We start from the raw sequence: 14043 nt of genomic DNA on the forward strand, positions 1-14043 counted from the left end.
TCTCACATTCTCGCTAATGATGTACTGTTTTCACCAGGTTCCGCGCGCGCGAAACCGCGTCGAATCCCGTTTGAAAACCGCACGTTAAGCGGCTTGGTGCAATTCGCGGGTCGCCGTAAACAAAAAATTATGCGGTTTCAAAACCGTTTTTGATTGACGAGCGGTTTTGTAACCGCATATGTTGGCCGGCATAGGAGACGATCCATGCCGCCCCTTTCAACCATCAAGAACCGCACCCAGATCGACAGCGACCGCGCCAAGAACGTCATGGCTGCCTGGCTTGCCGGGCTCGCTATGACGACGGCTGAGCTCGCCTACCTCGGCTTCCTGCGCGACCAGAACATGGTTGACCAGCTCGCCTCTGCGCCGGCGGTGACGGCATGACCTCGCCATCGCTCGAGACCCTGCGGATGGACCTGGAGCGCGCCGAGCACGACCTCGTATGCGCCGACATGATCGACAGCAACGTCCGTCGGGATGCGGAGAAGTCCAGCGCCCGCCAGCGCATCGCCTCCATCAAACAGCAGATCGTTCGTCTCGAGGAGACGTACTGATGCTGTCGTCCAGCCTCGAAGCACGAGCCAAGAAGGCCGCAGCCATGCGGGCCTATCGAGCGTCCCAGACCCCCGAGCAAGTTGCCAAGGATCGGGAGAAGGCGCGCCTCCGTATGGCAGCCAACTATGCTCGCATGTCGGGCACGGACAGGGCTCGCAAGGTTGCCCGCGGCAATGAAGCTAAACGCAAACAGCGCCGAGCTCGCCGCCACCTAGCGGAGATTCAGCGCGAAGAGCGGCGCGTGGCGAACTCCATAGAGAACAGTGCAGCTTGGACAGCTGCGCCGGAGAAGCTCTTTGCGCGCGTTCGGAAAGCCGTCCTCTCGTCACTACCGCGCGACGTCCGTGACGACGTCGCAAGCGACATCGTTCTCGCGCTCTTCGACGGACACATCGCGGTCGACCAGATCGAGATGAAAGCCAAGTCGTACATCAACGCGCACTACCGCAGCCGCGATTTTCACTCAACATTTTCAATAGACACGAGGCCGTGGCAGCTATGACGATCAATGTCATCTATCCCGCTGACCGCGCCGAGTGGCTTGCTGCTCGCCAGCAAGACGTCACTGCTTCCGTCGCCGCCGCCGTCCTCGGCGCACACCCGTACACGTCGCCCTATCAGCTCTGGGCAGAAAAGACCGGTCGTCGCTCGCCTGACGACGAAGAGACCGAAGCAATGGAACGAGGCAACCTCCTCGAGCCGGTTGCCGTGGCAATGGTGCGAAAGAGGCACCCCGAGTGGGAAGTCCTCTACGAAAACGACCGCGCCTACTATCGCGACCAGGTACTGCGCATCGGTGCAACGCCCGACGCTTTCCTTAGACGGCCGGATCGGTTCGGCAAAGGAAACATGCAGATCAAGAGCGCGTCGGAGAGCGCGTTCAAGGAGTTCTGGCTCGACCCCGACACCGGCGACGTCGTGCCGCCCACCTGGATCGCCGTGCAGGCGATCACCGAGGCAAAGCTCACCGGCTGCGAATGGGCCTGCGTGGCGGTCGTCGTCGTCACGTGGCGCGGCAACCTTCGCCTGCACGTCATCGATATTCCGCTGCATCAGCGCCTCTGGGCGCGCCTGGTGGATGCCGTCAACGAGTTCTGGGCGATGGTTGCAGCCGGCGAGGAGCCGCCTCCGGATTGGGACCGCGACGGGCGCGTCGTGCTCGACGTGTACCGCGACACCTACGTCGACCGACGCGACCTTTCGTCGGACAGCGATCTCGATGTGTTGATCGCCCGCTACAAGCAGCTGCGTGAGGCGGAGTCCGAGGCCAAGAAGAAGGCCGACGTCCTCAAGCCGCAGATCATCTACGCACTCGGAAATTCCGAGGCCGGCATCACGGTTAGCTGGGACGTCACGGCACGCACCCAGCACAAGGCCGCCTTCACAGTGCAGGCCAGCAGTTCACGTCACCTTCGCATCAAACCCCGGGAGAGCTTCAGTGGAAGTTTCTGAGACCGTGGCCGGCATGGGCCACAACAAGCCACCATTGATCGACGTTCTGCGCGACCAGTTTCAGTCGCGTATGAAGGAGGTCGAAGCAGTCGCCAAGCGCGCCAATGAGCTGCGAAAGGTCGACGCCGACAACAAGCCGCTGCTGGGCGACGATAACAAGCCCATCCCCTTCATCGTCAACGACGAGGAGCTTGGCAAGGTTGCCGAGGTGGCGGTCGAGGCCAGGAAGCTGTCGAAACAGCTCGACGAACTGCGCCTCGCTGAGACCGAACAGTATCGGACCGCATCGAAGACAACGAACGACTTCTTCGGCGAGCTCACCGGGCGGCTGAACACGATCAAGACAACGCTCGAGTCGTGGGCGACGACCTACAACGACGAGAAGGAGGCGAGCGAGCGCCGCCGCCTGGCCGAAGAGGCAAGGAAGGCCCAGGAAGAAGCCGCAAAACGGCTTGCCGAGGCCGCAGCAGCCACAAACAGCGTCGAAGGCGACGTCGTGCTCATAGAGGCCCAGAAAGCCGAGCAGAAGGCCGAACATGCGGCGGCCGTCGCAACAGGATCCTCCGCCGACCTCGTGCGTACCAAGACCTCCGGCGGCACCGTTTCGTCGACTGGCAGGTGGACCTTCCGCATCGACGACTTCACCAAGATCCCGCTCGAAAAGCTCAGACCGTTCCTTTCGGTCCCCGACATCGAGAGGGCACTCGGCAAGTACGCCACCGCCAACCAGGACAAGGCGCCGATCGACGGCGTGACCTTCTTCAAGACCAACAAAGCGACGTTCCGCGGCTGACGCCGGCGGACCAATCGGAGCACCCATGAGCCAAGTACCCGACAAGACCGAAGAGCGGCAGAGCCCAGCGGCGCAGTTCCGCGCCCAGCTGGAAGCCAGGCTGGCAGGCTTCCAGGAAGCCCTCCCTCCTCACATCACGGCCGCGCGATTCAAGAGCGTGATCGCATGGGCTGTGATGGCCAACCCCGAATTGCTGGCGGCAGACCGCCTTTCCTTGTTCGAGGCTTGCCTGGCGGCCGCAAATGACGGGCTCCTCCCGGACAAGAAGCAGGGTGCGCTCGTCGTCTACAACACCAAGCTCCCGAAGGTGGACAAGCGCGACCCGGATGAGTGGGTCAAGAAAGTCCAGTGGCTCCCGATGGTGCGTGGCATCATCACCAAGATCTACAACACCGGGAAGGTGAAGTCGGTCAACATGGCCTTCGTCTACGGCGGCGACCACTTCGAATACTACGTCGACGACAAGGGCGAGCATCTCGAGCACAGGCCGGCTGAGGACCGCAGCAAGTCCATCATGCGGCGCGTCTATGCGCACGTGGTCATGAAGGAGGAGGCCGGCGGCGGCGTCTTTGCTGAAGTGCTGGACATGGCGGACGTCGAGAAGGTCAAGACCGCCTCTAAGAACTCCAAGTATGGCCCTTGGGTGGACTGGTACGAGGAGATGGCGAAGAAGACGGCCCTGAAGCGTCTTTCCAAGCGCCTACCGATCTCGAACGAGATCGAAACCGTCCTGTCACGCGACAACTACCTCTACGAATTTGACCAGGCCGCACCGGCAACGCGTCGTCGCACGGGCTCCCTCACCGAGCAGCTCGACGACCTCGCCGCCGGCGGGCGTCCGATGCTAGCCAAGCCTTCGGACAGCCCGATGGCTATGGATCAGGATTTCTCCGGCCGCGATCGCGAGCCGGTAACCAATTCGGAGCCCGGCCCCTCCCTAGAACGTGGCTCCGAAGATGCAGGCAAGCGGGCGTCCGCCCGGAACGCGACTGCTGCCGCATCATCGTCGTCGTCCGGGACCACCTCCCTCCCGGACGACGGCACCCCTTCTGAAGAGCAACTCGTCGAGGCTCGCCGGCGCGGCGCGACCGCCAAGGCCGACGGCATGACCCGCCGCGCCTGCCCCCGCGAGTACCGCGACAACAACGAACTGGCCACGGCTTGGGCCGCAGGCTGGGACAACGGCCAGGCCGCGCGCGAACCCGGCGAGGAGGGCTGAGCCATGGGTTTCTGGTTGCGGAAGTCCATGGAGCGTATCGACCTTGAGGAAGAGGACCTGCGGCCGGAGCCGCAGGTTGTTGGGTCGCTGCTTGACCGAAGCAAGGCGTCGGTCGGCGCCACCCTCGACCAGCTGCGCGGCAACGAGATCTCCCTCGAGAACACCATCTCGGAGGCGTCTGAGCGACTTCGTCAGGTGCGCGTCGCGATAGCGGCGTTCTCATCGGCCGAGGCGGTGCTCAAGGACGAGCGCGTCCCCCAGCTGCCACAGCCCAGCGCCACCGAGCAACGGGTACCGCGCATCGTGCGCGGCGTGAACCGCGAGACGGCCGCAGCCGATGAAGTCGTGGCCAACGGCATTGTCATGAAGCATCCGACCAGCGCAACGGGGCGAGTCTAGTGAGCGAGATCATAAGAGCACGCTTCGAAGATGGCCGAATTCTGCGCTTCATGAGGAGGTCAGACGGCTACTGGTTTCTCGCGATAGACATCTATCGATCTCACTTGCAGCACAGCCCCTTGGCCAACTATGCGCCCCAGCCGTCTTCCGTCGATATTGCCGCTGTCTTGGACGTGCCGCTCACCGAAATCTATCGCCGAGCAGGCTACTTCGGCCTTGGCAGGGGGCGACAATCCGAAAGAGTAAGCCCCAACGCCGGAATTATTCGGGAAGACGCTCTTGCCGCCTATTTGCGCCTGATGGGCGTGAATGTGCAAAAGGCCGAGGGGATAGTGAAGGACTTGCTCGACGCGGTGAAAGCACTCGCCATCGATCAAGATACGGACAAAGGGTCAGACCAACAGCCCGCGCCGCCGCAGGAGCAGCGGATAGACGACTTGGAACGGCTGGTGCGTGAACAGCGCACGAGTATCGATAAGTTGTTGCTGCGCCTCACCCGCTGCGAGAATGGGATTAGTACCCTCATAAGGGAAATCACCTCCCTTAAGTGCAATTCAGCCTCGCCTTCGCCTTCCGGATCATCTGACGAGTTCCGTAGAGCCGCAAGCATGCTCTACGCGAAGGCAAAGCAAATTGAAGAGGCCGAGAGGCGAAAGCGCCGCGGCTGACCAGCATAATTTGCCGCTCAATATCCCGCAGCTGAAATAATTCCAAACAGGACATCTGTCGTATGACTGAGACATTTACTTTCGTGCGAATTGCCGACACGGAAACCACAGGTTTCCCGCCGGATGCCGAGATGGTCGAGATTGGCTGGACCGATCTCCGCTACTACCCGACAGGCTGGGTAATCGAGTCCGACGGCCAGTCGCGCTTCGTCAATCCCGGCCGGCCGATCCCGCCCGGCGCGTCGAAGATCCACGGCATCACCGACGACATGGTCGTCGCGGGCATGGACCCGAACGAGGCCCGCGCATTCATCGCCACCGGCCCGGATATGCTCTGCGCCCACAACGCCGCGTTCGACCGGCAGTTTCTCCGTGGCCACACCCTGCCGTGGCTTTGCACACTCCAGTGCAGCCGGCAGGCATTTCCAGGCCTCCCGAACTACAAGAACGAGACCATCCGCCAAGAGCTCGGCCTATCCGTCAGCGGCGACGCTCATCGTGCCGGTTACGACTCCGCCGTCACCGCCCGCATCTTCCTCGAGATCGTCAAGGTCATGTCGATCGAGAAGATGCTCAAGGCCTCAAGCCCGTCCTACCAGCCTCTCCGCATGCCGTTTGGCGCCCACGCCGGCAAGCTCTTTACCGAGATCCCCGAGCAATACCTGAACTTCATCATCACCAAGTCGGACATGGCGCCTGGCATCAAAGAGGCTGCTCGCATCGCGAAGCAGAAGCTCGTCGGCACCAAAGCTCCTGAGCCGGACCCCGACGCCTGGCGGTCTCAGATGGGGAGCTTCTGATGTCGGAGGAAGCCACCAACACTGTCGACGACGGCTTCGAATGGGCGATCGTCGAGATCTTTGGTCACCGCCGCCATGCCGGCAGGATCCGTGAGGAAGAGCGCTTCGGCGCAAAGATGCTGCGCATCGATGTGCCGACGGTCGCCGTAGTCACTGAAGCCGAGCCCGCATCTATCAAGAGGGCAGTCGAGGGCTGGACCACCCATTGGTACGGCGGCTCCTCGATCTTCTCTCTCACCCTGACCGACGAGGCCACCGTCCTCAAGATCAACAGCCCGTATGCGTCGGCAGCGCGCTACCTCCCATCGCCGACCGACGACGAGGAGGATTGAACAATGCAGCGCTTCTTCGCCACCTTCGGCACAGGCATGGAATATCACGGCTGCTACGTCGAACTGCACGCAGTCGACCACCACTGCGCCCGTGCCTTCATGATCGGCGCCCATGGTGAGAGGTGGGCCGAGCTCTACACCGAGGCCGAGTTCGGCGACCAGGCCGAGCGGTACCGGCTTCATCGGCTTGCGGTAGTTCGGCAGATTGCCGGCGACGTTCGGTTCGACGTCTTACGGCCAACGCCGGATGACCAGCTCGACGACGGGCGCGTTCGCACCCGGCGTATGCGAAAGGTCGTCCAGTGCCTACGGACGACCAAGGGCATGGTGACAGCCGAGAGGCTGGCCAGCGACGTCGGCGTCTCCCACCGCAGCATCTACCGCTACGTTGAGGATCTGCGCGTCGCCGGGTTCCGGATCCTGAGCGAGGCGGGCGCCGGCTACATGTTGATGCCGGGCCGGGATCGTAGGGGCTGACGAGGCATGGCCCGCCGCGAAGCCCCTAACAAGCCCCTTTCCCCCTACGACCCGAGTTTCAAGACGAGGAGCTACCGCTCGATGGAGAAGTTTCAGATTCAAAAATCGCCGCGTCAGATCTGCTTCTGCGGCGACCCCAATTGCCCGGGCGAAAAAATGTTCGGCTCAGGCGGAGCAACCACCGCTACCGAAGCACGTGAACGTGCAGGTAGTTTGTGGGGAAATGATCTTCTGTCGCTGCTTCAGGGCCAGATGAAGACACCTTCGTCGCACGCAGAATACGATAGCGCCCGCAAGAAGGTCGCCAAGTACCTCCTCGACGTGCAGTACGACACCGCTTGGGACGACATCGTCGGCAATGACGATGCTCGTGCCGCTCTGATCGAAGCGATCGAGGAGCCGAGGCGTCATCCCGACCTCTATAAGTTCTACGGCATGAAGCCACCCAAAGGTGTGCTCCTCTACGGCCCGCCCGGCTGCGGCAAGACCATGTTCGCCAAGGCGGCGGCGGCCGCTGTCGGGCGGCTGTACGGCACGGCAGCCGAGGTGCTGCTGATCAGCGGCCCCTCCATCCAATCCACCTATGTCGGCGGCACCGAGGAGACCATTCGCAACATCTTCGCCTACGCCCGCCTCTACTCCGCCCGCCACGGACATCCCTTGACCGTGTTTATCGACGAGGCGGAGGTGTTTCTCCCTGATCGCACCGGCCGCACCCGACAGGTCTTCTCGTACGAGGAGTCCAACGTTGCACAGTTCCTGGCGGAGATGGATGGCCTCGAGTCGATGGGCGCATTCGTCATCCTCGCCACCAACAGACCGGAAGCGATCGACGAGGCCCTTCTCCGCGACGGTCGGTGTGACCGCAAGATCCGCGTGAACAGGCCGACGCGGGAAGCGACCGAGTCCATTCTCCAGAAGGTGCTGTCAAAAGTGCCGTCGGTTGTTCCTGTCGACGACCTCGTGGTGGCTGGCGTCGAGTCTTTCTTCAACCCGCACTACGTCATCTGCGACGGCCACCTCGTTGCGCAGCGCAACGGCCAGGCGGACCGCCATGTCGCCATCAACTTCTGCCTCGAGCACGTGGTTTCGGGTGCCATGGTGACCAGCGTTGCGACGAGAGCGACCTCCCGGGCGTTCCGCCGCGATCGCGACGCCGGTGTGCAGAGGGGCCTCACCGTGCCTGACGTAGTCGATGCGGTGAAGGAGATCTTCGAAGAGAACCGCAAGCTGTCGCACAGCTTCGCCATTCAGGAGTTTGCCGAGAACCTGCCTGTCCGCGAGATGCTGGAACCGAAAGGCCGCGTGCAATGAGCGAGGTCCAGGCATTTCCCCTCACGTGGCCGGACACCATGCCCCGGACCGAGCGCAAGGCGGATTCTCGGTTTAGGACCGGGCTCGCACCTGCCTTGAAGAACGTGCGGACGTCGCTGATCCATTTCGCCGGAGATACCGGTAAGCGTGTCGAGGGCGTAGTCATATCGTCGAATGTAACGCTCGGCGTCGACCGCCCGGCTGATGCCGGCGTCGCGGTGTGGTTCACCTGGGACGGTTCTCAGGTCTGCATCGCCGTCGACCGCTACGCCAAGGTCGAAGACAACCTGCAGGCCATCCACCACATCATTGAGGCCCGGCGAACCGAAATGCGGCACGGCGGGCTCCATATCGTGCGCGCCACATTCCGCGGATTCATGGCTCTGCCGGCGCCCGCGGGCAAAAGGGCGTGGCGCGAGGTGCTCGGCTACGCGCCGCAACAAACCCCCAGCAAAACAAGCCTTGAGGCGGCATTTCGGAATGCGGCCAAGCGTACCCATCCAGACGCCGGCGGCAGCGCCGAGGCTATGGCCGAGCTCAATGCCGCCAAAGAACAAGCACTCAAGGAAATAGGATCCTGACATGGCAGGCATCAACAAGGTTACGCTGGTCGGCCGTGTCGGCCAGGATCCGAAGGTCACCAATTTCAACAGTGGCGACATGTCGGTCGAGTTCTCGCTCGCGACGTCGGAATCGTGGCGCGACAAGCAAACTGGCGAACGCAAAGAGCGGACGCAGTGGCACAAGATCAAGATCCTAAACCAGGCGCAGGCGAAGATCGCCGAGCAATACGTCAGGAAAGGCAGCCTGATCGGCATTGTCGGCGAAATCCAGTACCGCGAATACGAGAAGGATGGCGACAAGCGCTACGTCACCGAGATCGTGGTCGGCGCCTTCCGCGGCGAGCTGCATCTCCTCGGGTCCAAGGACGACAACGCAGGCAACGGTGACGGACGTCGTGATGATGGCGGCCGCCAGGACGACCGTGGCCGGCCGCCGAGCGGCGGAAGCAGCGGCGGACGCCGTGACGACAATCGCAATGACCGCGGCGGCTACGGCCAGCAGAGCGGCGGATCCGACCGGGGCAGCTATGGCGGCGCCGGCGGAGGCGGTTACTACGGCGGCCGCGACCTAGACGACGAGATCCCGTTCGCAATGGAGTGGCGCTGATGGACGGTCCCGATATGGCCGCGATGCTGGCGGCAGGCCTTGAAATCTACATTCTCTCGTCGCGCCGCACCGGCAAGACGACTCGCATGATCGCCAACCTGAAGGACGGCGACCAGGTGGTGACGCTTCACCAAAAAGAAGCTGATCGGCTGCGGCGCATCTTCAAGGAACGCAAGCTTGACGTTCGGGTGATCACTATCGCCGAGCCGCAGCCCCATGAAGTGTTGACGCGGGTCAGCACCGCAAGCGGGCGCGGCCGAACCCACTTCGACCACAGCTGGGTCGAGGCATTCTTCAGTCGAGCGATCGACAACGCGGCGAAGGACTTCGACAGCCTCGTTTCCGCGGTGACGGGCTGGCAGGAAACCCACGAGCGGACGCGCAAGGCGGCCGAGATGGCGCGCGCGGTCCCTGATCGCACGTTCTTCGAGATCAGGAGCCGTCGCGATGACTGACCACCCCACGCCCTTCATGGCCGACATGGTCCGAGCTCTGCTTGAGGGCAGAAAGACCCAGACGCGTCGGATCATCAAAGACGCCCCGAACAATCTGCAGGGCTGCTTCCGCCGGCCCGATGGCCGCTGGATCTGGACCACCGACCACAGGCCGAACAACGGTCCCGGCGTAGGCGTTGGGATAGGCGAACCATTCCGTGTGCGCCACTCGATCGGCGATCGACTCTACGTTCGCGAGGCCTGGCGCACGCACACGCACCTCGACCGGTTCAAGCCGTCTGTGCTCCCGACCGACACGCCAGTTTTCTATGAGGCAGACATCGGCGGGGACCGCCGAGCTGCGACCGGCAAGTTTCGACAGGGCATGCACATGCCGCGCTGGGCATCGCGCCTAACCCTGACCGTCACCGACGTCCGTGTTCAGCGCATCCAGGAGATCGCCGAAGCCGATGCGATGGCTGAGGGCATTGAGCGGGTCCATTACACTGGGAACCTGCCTGAATACCTCGGCATGCACGGCTGGCGCGCCTACGACCGGCTGCCAGATGGCGGTGAGCACCCGCACAACGCCGCACCCTACGCGCTGCCGACCACAAGCTTTCGCTCGCTTTGGGACAGCCTCAACGCCGAGCGCGGGTACGGCTGGGACGCAAATCCGTGGGTGACCGCGACGAGCTTCACGATCCAGCGCGGCAACATCGACGAGGTGACGCGATGACCTATCGAACTTGCGTCGGCTGCGTCCACGGGACTGGGTACTGCCACGAGCGCGAACGCGTCCGTGAGCAGGTCGCCGGCCTCGGCGTGACCTCGCTGAAATGGCGGTGTGGATGGAAGCGGCCGCAGTTCAGGCCAGGCGATCCGGTCTGGGCAACCACCCTTTTCGACATAGCCGCTGCGTCGGACTACGACGATGAAGGGCCGGTTCAGCAAGAGTACCCGGCAACAGTCATCCAGAACTTCGGCTCAAAGCTTCTCGTTTTCATCAAACCGGGCGTGTTCGAGTACGGTCTTGAGGATGGCGACTATCCGTTCTCCCCCAAGAATTCCGGCACCGGCTTCTGCAAGATCACCCTCCAGCGCATCCGGAAGCGCGACGGCGTCCGCGAAAACGTCTGTCACTACTGCCGGCAGATCACGCGTCTGCAGGGGCACGACGACTATTGCCCGAGTGTGCCGAACATCAACTGGAGCCGATGCCTTCCGGCTAGGAGTGCAGAAGTATGACGGCCGCTGACCTCTTCGGCCCGATCGAGCGCGGACGGCGCATCGTACGCATGCACGCCGTCGACCATGGCCTGGCCCCGAGCATACTGCCCGGGTGGAAGACGCCCAATGGCGGCCACTTCAAATGCCGGTGCGGCCATGACGCCGGCTGGCTCTTCAACCTTTCCGACACCGAAATCCGGCGGGGCCTGCCCTGCCCCAACTGCAACGAGGCGAAGAATGATTGAGACCTCTGCACTATCGTCCAACGTCGCCACGGACCAGTGGCATGACTTCCTCGCCACCCTACGCACCAACCGCATGACGAGGGTAGAGACCGTATACCCGTCCGAAAGCGTCTACGAGCTGCTCGACCTCTACGAAGGCACGGCTGATGCCTTTGAACGGAGCCGCCGGGCTAACTACACGGCAGCGAGGCAATCGAACCGCCGCATTCAAGAGCTGCTCGAGGCGAACAATCGCTACCTGGAGCGGGCACGCGTTGCCGAGCGCCAGCTCGCCGGGTTCACCCGCGATTTCTCCAACGTGACATTCGCGACTATGCAGACCACCAGCGTAGCACCTCTCACGGCGACGCACCTAGCCGAGGCCCTCGGCTGTTTCTGGAACGCCGCAATCGGGGAGGCCCACAACAAACAAGACAGCACCGCGTTTGCGGTCATCGGTTCAATGGCAGAGGGGGTCGCAGCGATCGAGCGCCAACTGCGCGAGATCTCGCCTCCATCTGACGACTTCACGGAGCTCCGCGAAGACTATCTCCGCCTTCAGAAGCTGGTCGTCGACCAGGCGAATTCGATCGAGGAGCTGAAAACCAGCCAGCAAACAGAGGCGGCACCGGTCGCGTGGACAGAAGAAAAGCTTCGCGAGGAAGCGAAGCGCCGTGGCTGGTATGTGCGTGAGAGCGCATCTGTCCCTGACTTGAAAACCGGAGGCTGGAAGCACCCTTTCAGCGTGACGGCCTCGTCGCGCGAACTTCTTGAATTTTTCGCATCCTCTGCAGTCACAGCAGGAGAGCCGGTGGCGATCAAGGCGCTGGGCGGTAGCTGGAACAAGGAACACGATGCACTTGGTCGGCTGATCAAGCTGCTCGATGAAGAGCCGTTCATCGGCGACGCAGAGATGGCCGATGCTTTGGAGATTGCACGCTGTGCATGGGACCATTCCAAGGTCTCTGCGCTAGTCCACCCCGCTCCAGTCCCCGCGCCCGGGGTGGCGGAGGCGCTGCGAGATGTGCTGATCGGTATCACAGAATACTGGAACGGCGCGCCGGAAAGCGCGGTCGACGCGATAGAAACGGTCATTGACCGGGCGCACGCAGCCCTCGCCGCCCTCCGCTCCCCGGAGGGCAATTAGATGGCCACTCGCACCACAGCGACGCTGACGTTCGGCGCGTCAATCACCCTCAACGAAACCGAAGTTCGCGCGCTCGAGGCCCTCGTCGGCTATGGCGACGATGCCTTTCTGAAGGTCTTCAAGGAGCAGCTCGGCGCCGCCTATATCCGTGATCACGAGAGCGGCTTGCGGTCGTTCTTTAAGACCGTCCGCGGCGAAGTGCTCCCGGCGCTGTCCGACATAGATCAGGCGCGGAAGGATTTGGAGCGGGCCGCGATCAAGCGGGCCGAGCGGCTGCGCGCGCTCGCTGATGCCGCGCACGCGCCCAAGGTGGAGGAGGCCGGCCGATGAACGAGGAGCGCATAGAGGACGCCGCCCGACTCATCGCATCCCGAAAGCGGGCCATGGCCTGGCTGGAGAAATTCGGCCCCCAACTCGACGGCCGGCAGGATGGGCAGCCGGTCTTCAGCCTCCGCCCGATGAAGATCGGTGGCGGGCAGGACGGGGCTGTCGAGGCGATGGAGCTGCTCGCCGCATACGCCCGCTTTGAGCTGCCCCAGATCGTGAAGTCCGCGCTGTCGTGCTGTCGCAATGATATCGACATCGCCCGGGCACAGATCCGCGTAGAGGTCGGTCGTGGCGAAACTTGAGGATCTCGCCCGTCCGTATGACCCGTTTCGGCCGCGGAAGCTGGAGGACGACGGCCAGCGGAAGGCGAAGAAGGGCGTCAGCACGCCCAGCTACACGCTGAGCGGTCCGAGCCTCGCCGAGGCCCAGGAACGGCGCCAGCAGGCCGCCCGCACCAGGGCAAGGGCCATCATGGCGAAGATGATGCGGAAGGGGCAGCTGAGCGATGAGTGAGCGCATCCCCTGTATCAATCCGCGCTGCAATTGCACGGCGGCTAGGGACAAGTTCCCGAACTCCGACGAGATCATCTGCGGCAAGTGCTTCCGGGCGCTGCCGGAAGCAGTTCGCCAGGAGCATCGTCGGTTCTGGCGCGAAATCAGGAAGTGGGACCGGCGCATAGCGCGTACCAGCGACGACATAAAGATCGATCGGATGCGGGCCATCCGCGATCGGGTTTCTCGGCACCTCAGCTGGCACTGGGTCCGTGAGATCAAAACCTTCTTCCTAGCGCCGGAGAAGCCCGCCGGCCTGGACACATTTCTTGAGGAGATGGGCCTTTGACGCCGCAGATAATCCACCGTTACGCGTTCACCGCCAGGGACGCGATCCAGGCGCTGCTCGGCAGCGCTGCCGCCGACTGTAACCGTTGGGAGATCAAAATCGACTGCGGTCAGGTCGTCATCGACCTGCTGTCGCCCGTCTCGCTCGAGCAGATAGTTGTCGACGAGGGATCCAACCACGAAGAGGTGTCCAGCCGTATCGCCGAAGAGCGGCAGGAAACCGATGAGGCCACGGTCGAGGCCGAATTCTTCCCGCCGGAGAAGGCCGAAAAGACAGAGGAGCCCAAGGGCGGGCAGCTGGCGACCGCCGCCGGCATCATCTGCAACGAGGGAGCCTTCTGGCTTTGGGCCTCGGAAGAATTCAACGTCGAGGTGCGTAACGCCAACGACGCCCGCGAGCTGATCCTTCGGAAGTGCGGCATCACCAGTCGCCGATACCTGGACCACAACCAGGAGGCTGCGGAGATCTTCCGTGAGATCCGGAGCGGCTACCAGTTTTGGATGAACGAGCCCGCATGAAGAAGGCTCCCATCACGCTTGCTAGGGTCGAGAAGTGTCTCGACCTTCTAGCGGTCATCATGATGCAGAACCGAAAAGACGCGCCACGCCTCCTCCCGATCTACAAAAAGCTTGAAGAGGAGGCGGAATCATTGCGTCAACAG

Annotated in this window: 24 protein-coding genes; all 24 read left to right on the plus strand. The window is 62.8% G+C overall.

Features of this window, described 5'->3' with window-relative positions; all coding sequences use genetic code 11:
- Nucleotides 1-204: 204 nt before the first annotated feature.
- The 24 genes from ABSY17_RS15040 to ABSY17_RS15155 all read left to right on the plus strand — a co-directional run bounded on the left by ABSY17_RS15040 (nucleotide 205) and on the right by ABSY17_RS15155 (nucleotide 13900).
- Nucleotides 205-384 (plus strand): hypothetical protein, encoded by a 180-nt coding sequence (locus ABSY17_RS15040; RefSeq protein ID WP_378952200.1) that lies wholly within the window; start codon nucleotides 205-207, stop codon nucleotides 382-384.
- Entirely contained in the window at nucleotides 381-554 is a 174-nt protein-coding gene (locus tag ABSY17_RS15045) for a hypothetical protein (protein ID WP_378952202.1), read from the plus strand. Before ABSY17_RS15040 ends, ABSY17_RS15045 begins: the two co-directional genes overlap by 4 nt.
- Nucleotides 554-1057: a hypothetical protein gene (locus ABSY17_RS15050; RefSeq protein ID WP_378952205.1), complete on the plus strand. Its 504-nt coding sequence runs from the start codon at nucleotides 554-556 to the stop codon at nucleotides 1055-1057. Before ABSY17_RS15045 ends, ABSY17_RS15050 begins: the two co-directional genes overlap by 1 nt.
- Nucleotides 1054-2007 carry a YqaJ viral recombinase family protein gene (locus ABSY17_RS15055; protein WP_378952208.1) on the plus strand — a complete coding sequence of 318 codons (954 nt, stop codon included), beginning with the start codon at nucleotides 1054-1056 and terminating at the stop codon, nucleotides 2005-2007. The genes ABSY17_RS15050 and ABSY17_RS15055 overlap by 4 nt, the downstream gene beginning before the upstream one ends.
- The gene (locus ABSY17_RS15060; protein WP_378952211.1) at nucleotides 1994-2800 is read left to right on the plus strand and encodes a hypothetical protein; all 807 of its coding nucleotides are present in this window, start codon (nucleotides 1994-1996) and stop codon (nucleotides 2798-2800) included. The genes ABSY17_RS15055 and ABSY17_RS15060 overlap by 14 nt, the downstream gene beginning before the upstream one ends.
- A 25-nt stretch (nucleotides 2801-2825) precedes the next feature.
- Nucleotides 2826-4019, plus strand: coding sequence for a recombinase RecT (locus ABSY17_RS15065; RefSeq protein WP_378952214.1), 1194 nt, complete (start codon nucleotides 2826-2828; stop codon nucleotides 4017-4019).
- A 3-nt stretch (nucleotides 4020-4022) separates the two neighbouring features.
- Nucleotides 4023-4418, plus strand: a complete 396-nt coding sequence (locus ABSY17_RS15070; RefSeq protein ID WP_378952217.1) for a hypothetical protein — start codon at nucleotides 4023-4025, stop codon at nucleotides 4416-4418.
- Complete coding sequence (locus ABSY17_RS15075) at nucleotides 4418-5086, plus strand: hypothetical protein (protein WP_378952220.1); 669 nt, start codon at nucleotides 4418-4420, stop codon at nucleotides 5084-5086. The genes ABSY17_RS15070 and ABSY17_RS15075 overlap by 1 nt, the downstream gene beginning before the upstream one ends.
- Nucleotides 5087-5148: 62 nt before the next feature.
- A complete protein-coding gene (locus ABSY17_RS15080; protein ID WP_378952223.1) occupies nucleotides 5149-5886 on the plus strand; it encodes an exonuclease domain-containing protein in 738 nt (245 codons plus the stop codon).
- Nucleotides 5886-6218, plus strand: coding sequence for a hypothetical protein (locus ABSY17_RS15085; protein ID WP_378952226.1), 333 nt, complete (start codon nucleotides 5886-5888; stop codon nucleotides 6216-6218). The genes ABSY17_RS15080 and ABSY17_RS15085 overlap by 1 nt, the downstream gene beginning before the upstream one ends.
- Nucleotides 6219-6221: 3 nt before the next feature.
- Complete coding sequence (locus tag ABSY17_RS15090; protein ID WP_378952229.1) at nucleotides 6222-6695, plus strand: helix-turn-helix domain-containing protein; 474 nt, start codon at nucleotides 6222-6224, stop codon at nucleotides 6693-6695.
- Nucleotides 6696-6776: 81 nt separating this feature from the next.
- Nucleotides 6777-8009, plus strand: a complete 1233-nt coding sequence (locus ABSY17_RS15095) for an AAA family ATPase (RefSeq protein ID WP_378952232.1) — start codon at nucleotides 6777-6779, stop codon at nucleotides 8007-8009.
- Complete coding sequence (locus ABSY17_RS15100) at nucleotides 8006-8590, plus strand: J domain-containing protein (protein ID WP_378952235.1); 585 nt, start codon at nucleotides 8006-8008, stop codon at nucleotides 8588-8590. The genes ABSY17_RS15095 and ABSY17_RS15100 overlap by 4 nt, the downstream gene beginning before the upstream one ends.
- Nucleotide 8591: 1 nt before the next feature.
- On the plus strand, nucleotides 8592-9179 hold the full coding sequence (gene ssb, locus ABSY17_RS15105) for a single-stranded DNA-binding protein (protein WP_378952238.1): 588 nt from the start codon (nucleotides 8592-8594) through the stop codon (nucleotides 9177-9179).
- 14 nt (nucleotides 9180-9193) lie between these two features.
- Nucleotides 9194-9634, plus strand: a complete 441-nt coding sequence (locus tag ABSY17_RS15110; protein WP_378952241.1) for a hypothetical protein — start codon at nucleotides 9194-9196, stop codon at nucleotides 9632-9634.
- Nucleotides 9627-10352 (plus strand): hypothetical protein, encoded by a 726-nt coding sequence (locus tag ABSY17_RS15115; RefSeq protein WP_378952244.1) that lies wholly within the window; start codon nucleotides 9627-9629, stop codon nucleotides 10350-10352. The genes ABSY17_RS15110 and ABSY17_RS15115 overlap by 8 nt, the downstream gene beginning before the upstream one ends.
- A complete protein-coding gene (locus ABSY17_RS15120; RefSeq protein WP_378952247.1) occupies nucleotides 10349-10861 on the plus strand; it encodes a hypothetical protein in 513 nt (170 codons plus the stop codon). The genes ABSY17_RS15115 and ABSY17_RS15120 overlap by 4 nt, the downstream gene beginning before the upstream one ends.
- Entirely contained in the window at nucleotides 10858-11088 is a 231-nt protein-coding gene (locus ABSY17_RS15125) for a hypothetical protein (RefSeq protein WP_378952250.1), read from the plus strand. Before ABSY17_RS15120 ends, ABSY17_RS15125 begins: the two co-directional genes overlap by 4 nt.
- Nucleotides 11081-12214 carry a hypothetical protein gene (locus ABSY17_RS15130; protein WP_378952253.1) on the plus strand — a complete coding sequence of 378 codons (1134 nt, stop codon included), beginning with the start codon at nucleotides 11081-11083 and terminating at the stop codon, nucleotides 12212-12214. Before ABSY17_RS15125 ends, ABSY17_RS15130 begins: the two co-directional genes overlap by 8 nt.
- Nucleotides 12215-12544: a hypothetical protein gene (locus ABSY17_RS15135; protein ID WP_378952256.1), complete on the plus strand. Its 330-nt coding sequence runs from the start codon at nucleotides 12215-12217 to the stop codon at nucleotides 12542-12544.
- Nucleotides 12541-12843 carry a hypothetical protein gene (locus tag ABSY17_RS15140; protein ID WP_378952259.1) on the plus strand — a complete coding sequence of 101 codons (303 nt, stop codon included), beginning with the start codon at nucleotides 12541-12543 and terminating at the stop codon, nucleotides 12841-12843. Before ABSY17_RS15135 ends, ABSY17_RS15140 begins: the two co-directional genes overlap by 4 nt.
- Entirely contained in the window at nucleotides 12830-13054 is a 225-nt protein-coding gene (locus tag ABSY17_RS15145) for a hypothetical protein (protein ID WP_378952262.1), read from the plus strand. Before ABSY17_RS15140 ends, ABSY17_RS15145 begins: the two co-directional genes overlap by 14 nt.
- Nucleotides 13047-13382 carry a hypothetical protein gene (locus ABSY17_RS15150; protein ID WP_378952265.1) on the plus strand — a complete coding sequence of 112 codons (336 nt, stop codon included), beginning with the start codon at nucleotides 13047-13049 and terminating at the stop codon, nucleotides 13380-13382. Before ABSY17_RS15145 ends, ABSY17_RS15150 begins: the two co-directional genes overlap by 8 nt.
- Nucleotides 13379-13900, plus strand: coding sequence for a hypothetical protein (locus ABSY17_RS15155; RefSeq protein ID WP_378952268.1), 522 nt, complete (start codon nucleotides 13379-13381; stop codon nucleotides 13898-13900). The genes ABSY17_RS15150 and ABSY17_RS15155 overlap by 4 nt, the downstream gene beginning before the upstream one ends.
- Nucleotides 13901-14043 lie beyond the last annotated feature (143 nt).

The organism is Mesorhizobium sp. ANAO-SY3R2 (assembly GCF_042466635.1).
GTDB lineage: Bacteria > Pseudomonadota > Alphaproteobacteria > Rhizobiales > Rhizobiaceae > Aminobacter.

Coding starts and splice junctions, on each gene's coding strand:
- ABSY17_RS15040 (WP_378952200.1), top strand. CDS start 205: ATGCCGCCCCTTTCAACCATCAAGAACCGCACCCAGATCGACAGCGAC.
- ABSY17_RS15045 (WP_378952202.1), top strand. CDS start 381: ATGACCTCGCCATCGCTCGAGACCCTGCGGATGGACCTGGAGCGCGCC.
- ABSY17_RS15050 (WP_378952205.1), top strand. CDS start 554: ATGCTGTCGTCCAGCCTCGAAGCACGAGCCAAGAAGGCCGCAGCCATG.
- ABSY17_RS15055 (WP_378952208.1), top strand. CDS start 1,054: ATGACGATCAATGTCATCTATCCCGCTGACCGCGCCGAGTGGCTTGCT.
- ABSY17_RS15065 (WP_378952214.1), top strand. CDS start 2,826: ATGAGCCAAGTACCCGACAAGACCGAAGAGCGGCAGAGCCCAGCGGCG.
- ABSY17_RS15070 (WP_378952217.1), top strand. CDS start 4,023: ATGGGTTTCTGGTTGCGGAAGTCCATGGAGCGTATCGACCTTGAGGAA.
- ABSY17_RS15080 (WP_378952223.1), top strand. CDS start 5,149: ATGACTGAGACATTTACTTTCGTGCGAATTGCCGACACGGAAACCACA.
- ABSY17_RS15085 (WP_378952226.1), top strand. CDS start 5,886: ATGTCGGAGGAAGCCACCAACACTGTCGACGACGGCTTCGAATGGGCG.
- ABSY17_RS15090 (WP_378952229.1), top strand. CDS start 6,222: ATGCAGCGCTTCTTCGCCACCTTCGGCACAGGCATGGAATATCACGGC.
- ABSY17_RS15095 (WP_378952232.1), top strand. CDS start 6,777: ATGGAGAAGTTTCAGATTCAAAAATCGCCGCGTCAGATCTGCTTCTGC.
- ABSY17_RS15100 (WP_378952235.1), top strand. CDS start 8,006: ATGAGCGAGGTCCAGGCATTTCCCCTCACGTGGCCGGACACCATGCCC.
- ssb (WP_378952238.1), top strand. CDS start 8,592: ATGGCAGGCATCAACAAGGTTACGCTGGTCGGCCGTGTCGGCCAGGAT.
- ABSY17_RS15110 (WP_378952241.1), top strand. CDS start 9,194: ATGGCCGCGATGCTGGCGGCAGGCCTTGAAATCTACATTCTCTCGTCG.
- ABSY17_RS15115 (WP_378952244.1), top strand. CDS start 9,627: ATGACTGACCACCCCACGCCCTTCATGGCCGACATGGTCCGAGCTCTG.
- ABSY17_RS15120 (WP_378952247.1), top strand. CDS start 10,349: ATGACCTATCGAACTTGCGTCGGCTGCGTCCACGGGACTGGGTACTGC.
- ABSY17_RS15125 (WP_378952250.1), top strand. CDS start 10,858: ATGACGGCCGCTGACCTCTTCGGCCCGATCGAGCGCGGACGGCGCATC.
- ABSY17_RS15130 (WP_378952253.1), top strand. CDS start 11,081: ATGATTGAGACCTCTGCACTATCGTCCAACGTCGCCACGGACCAGTGG.
- ABSY17_RS15135 (WP_378952256.1), top strand. CDS start 12,215: ATGGCCACTCGCACCACAGCGACGCTGACGTTCGGCGCGTCAATCACC.
- ABSY17_RS15140 (WP_378952259.1), top strand. CDS start 12,541: ATGAACGAGGAGCGCATAGAGGACGCCGCCCGACTCATCGCATCCCGA.
- ABSY17_RS15150 (WP_378952265.1), top strand. CDS start 13,047: ATGAGTGAGCGCATCCCCTGTATCAATCCGCGCTGCAATTGCACGGCG.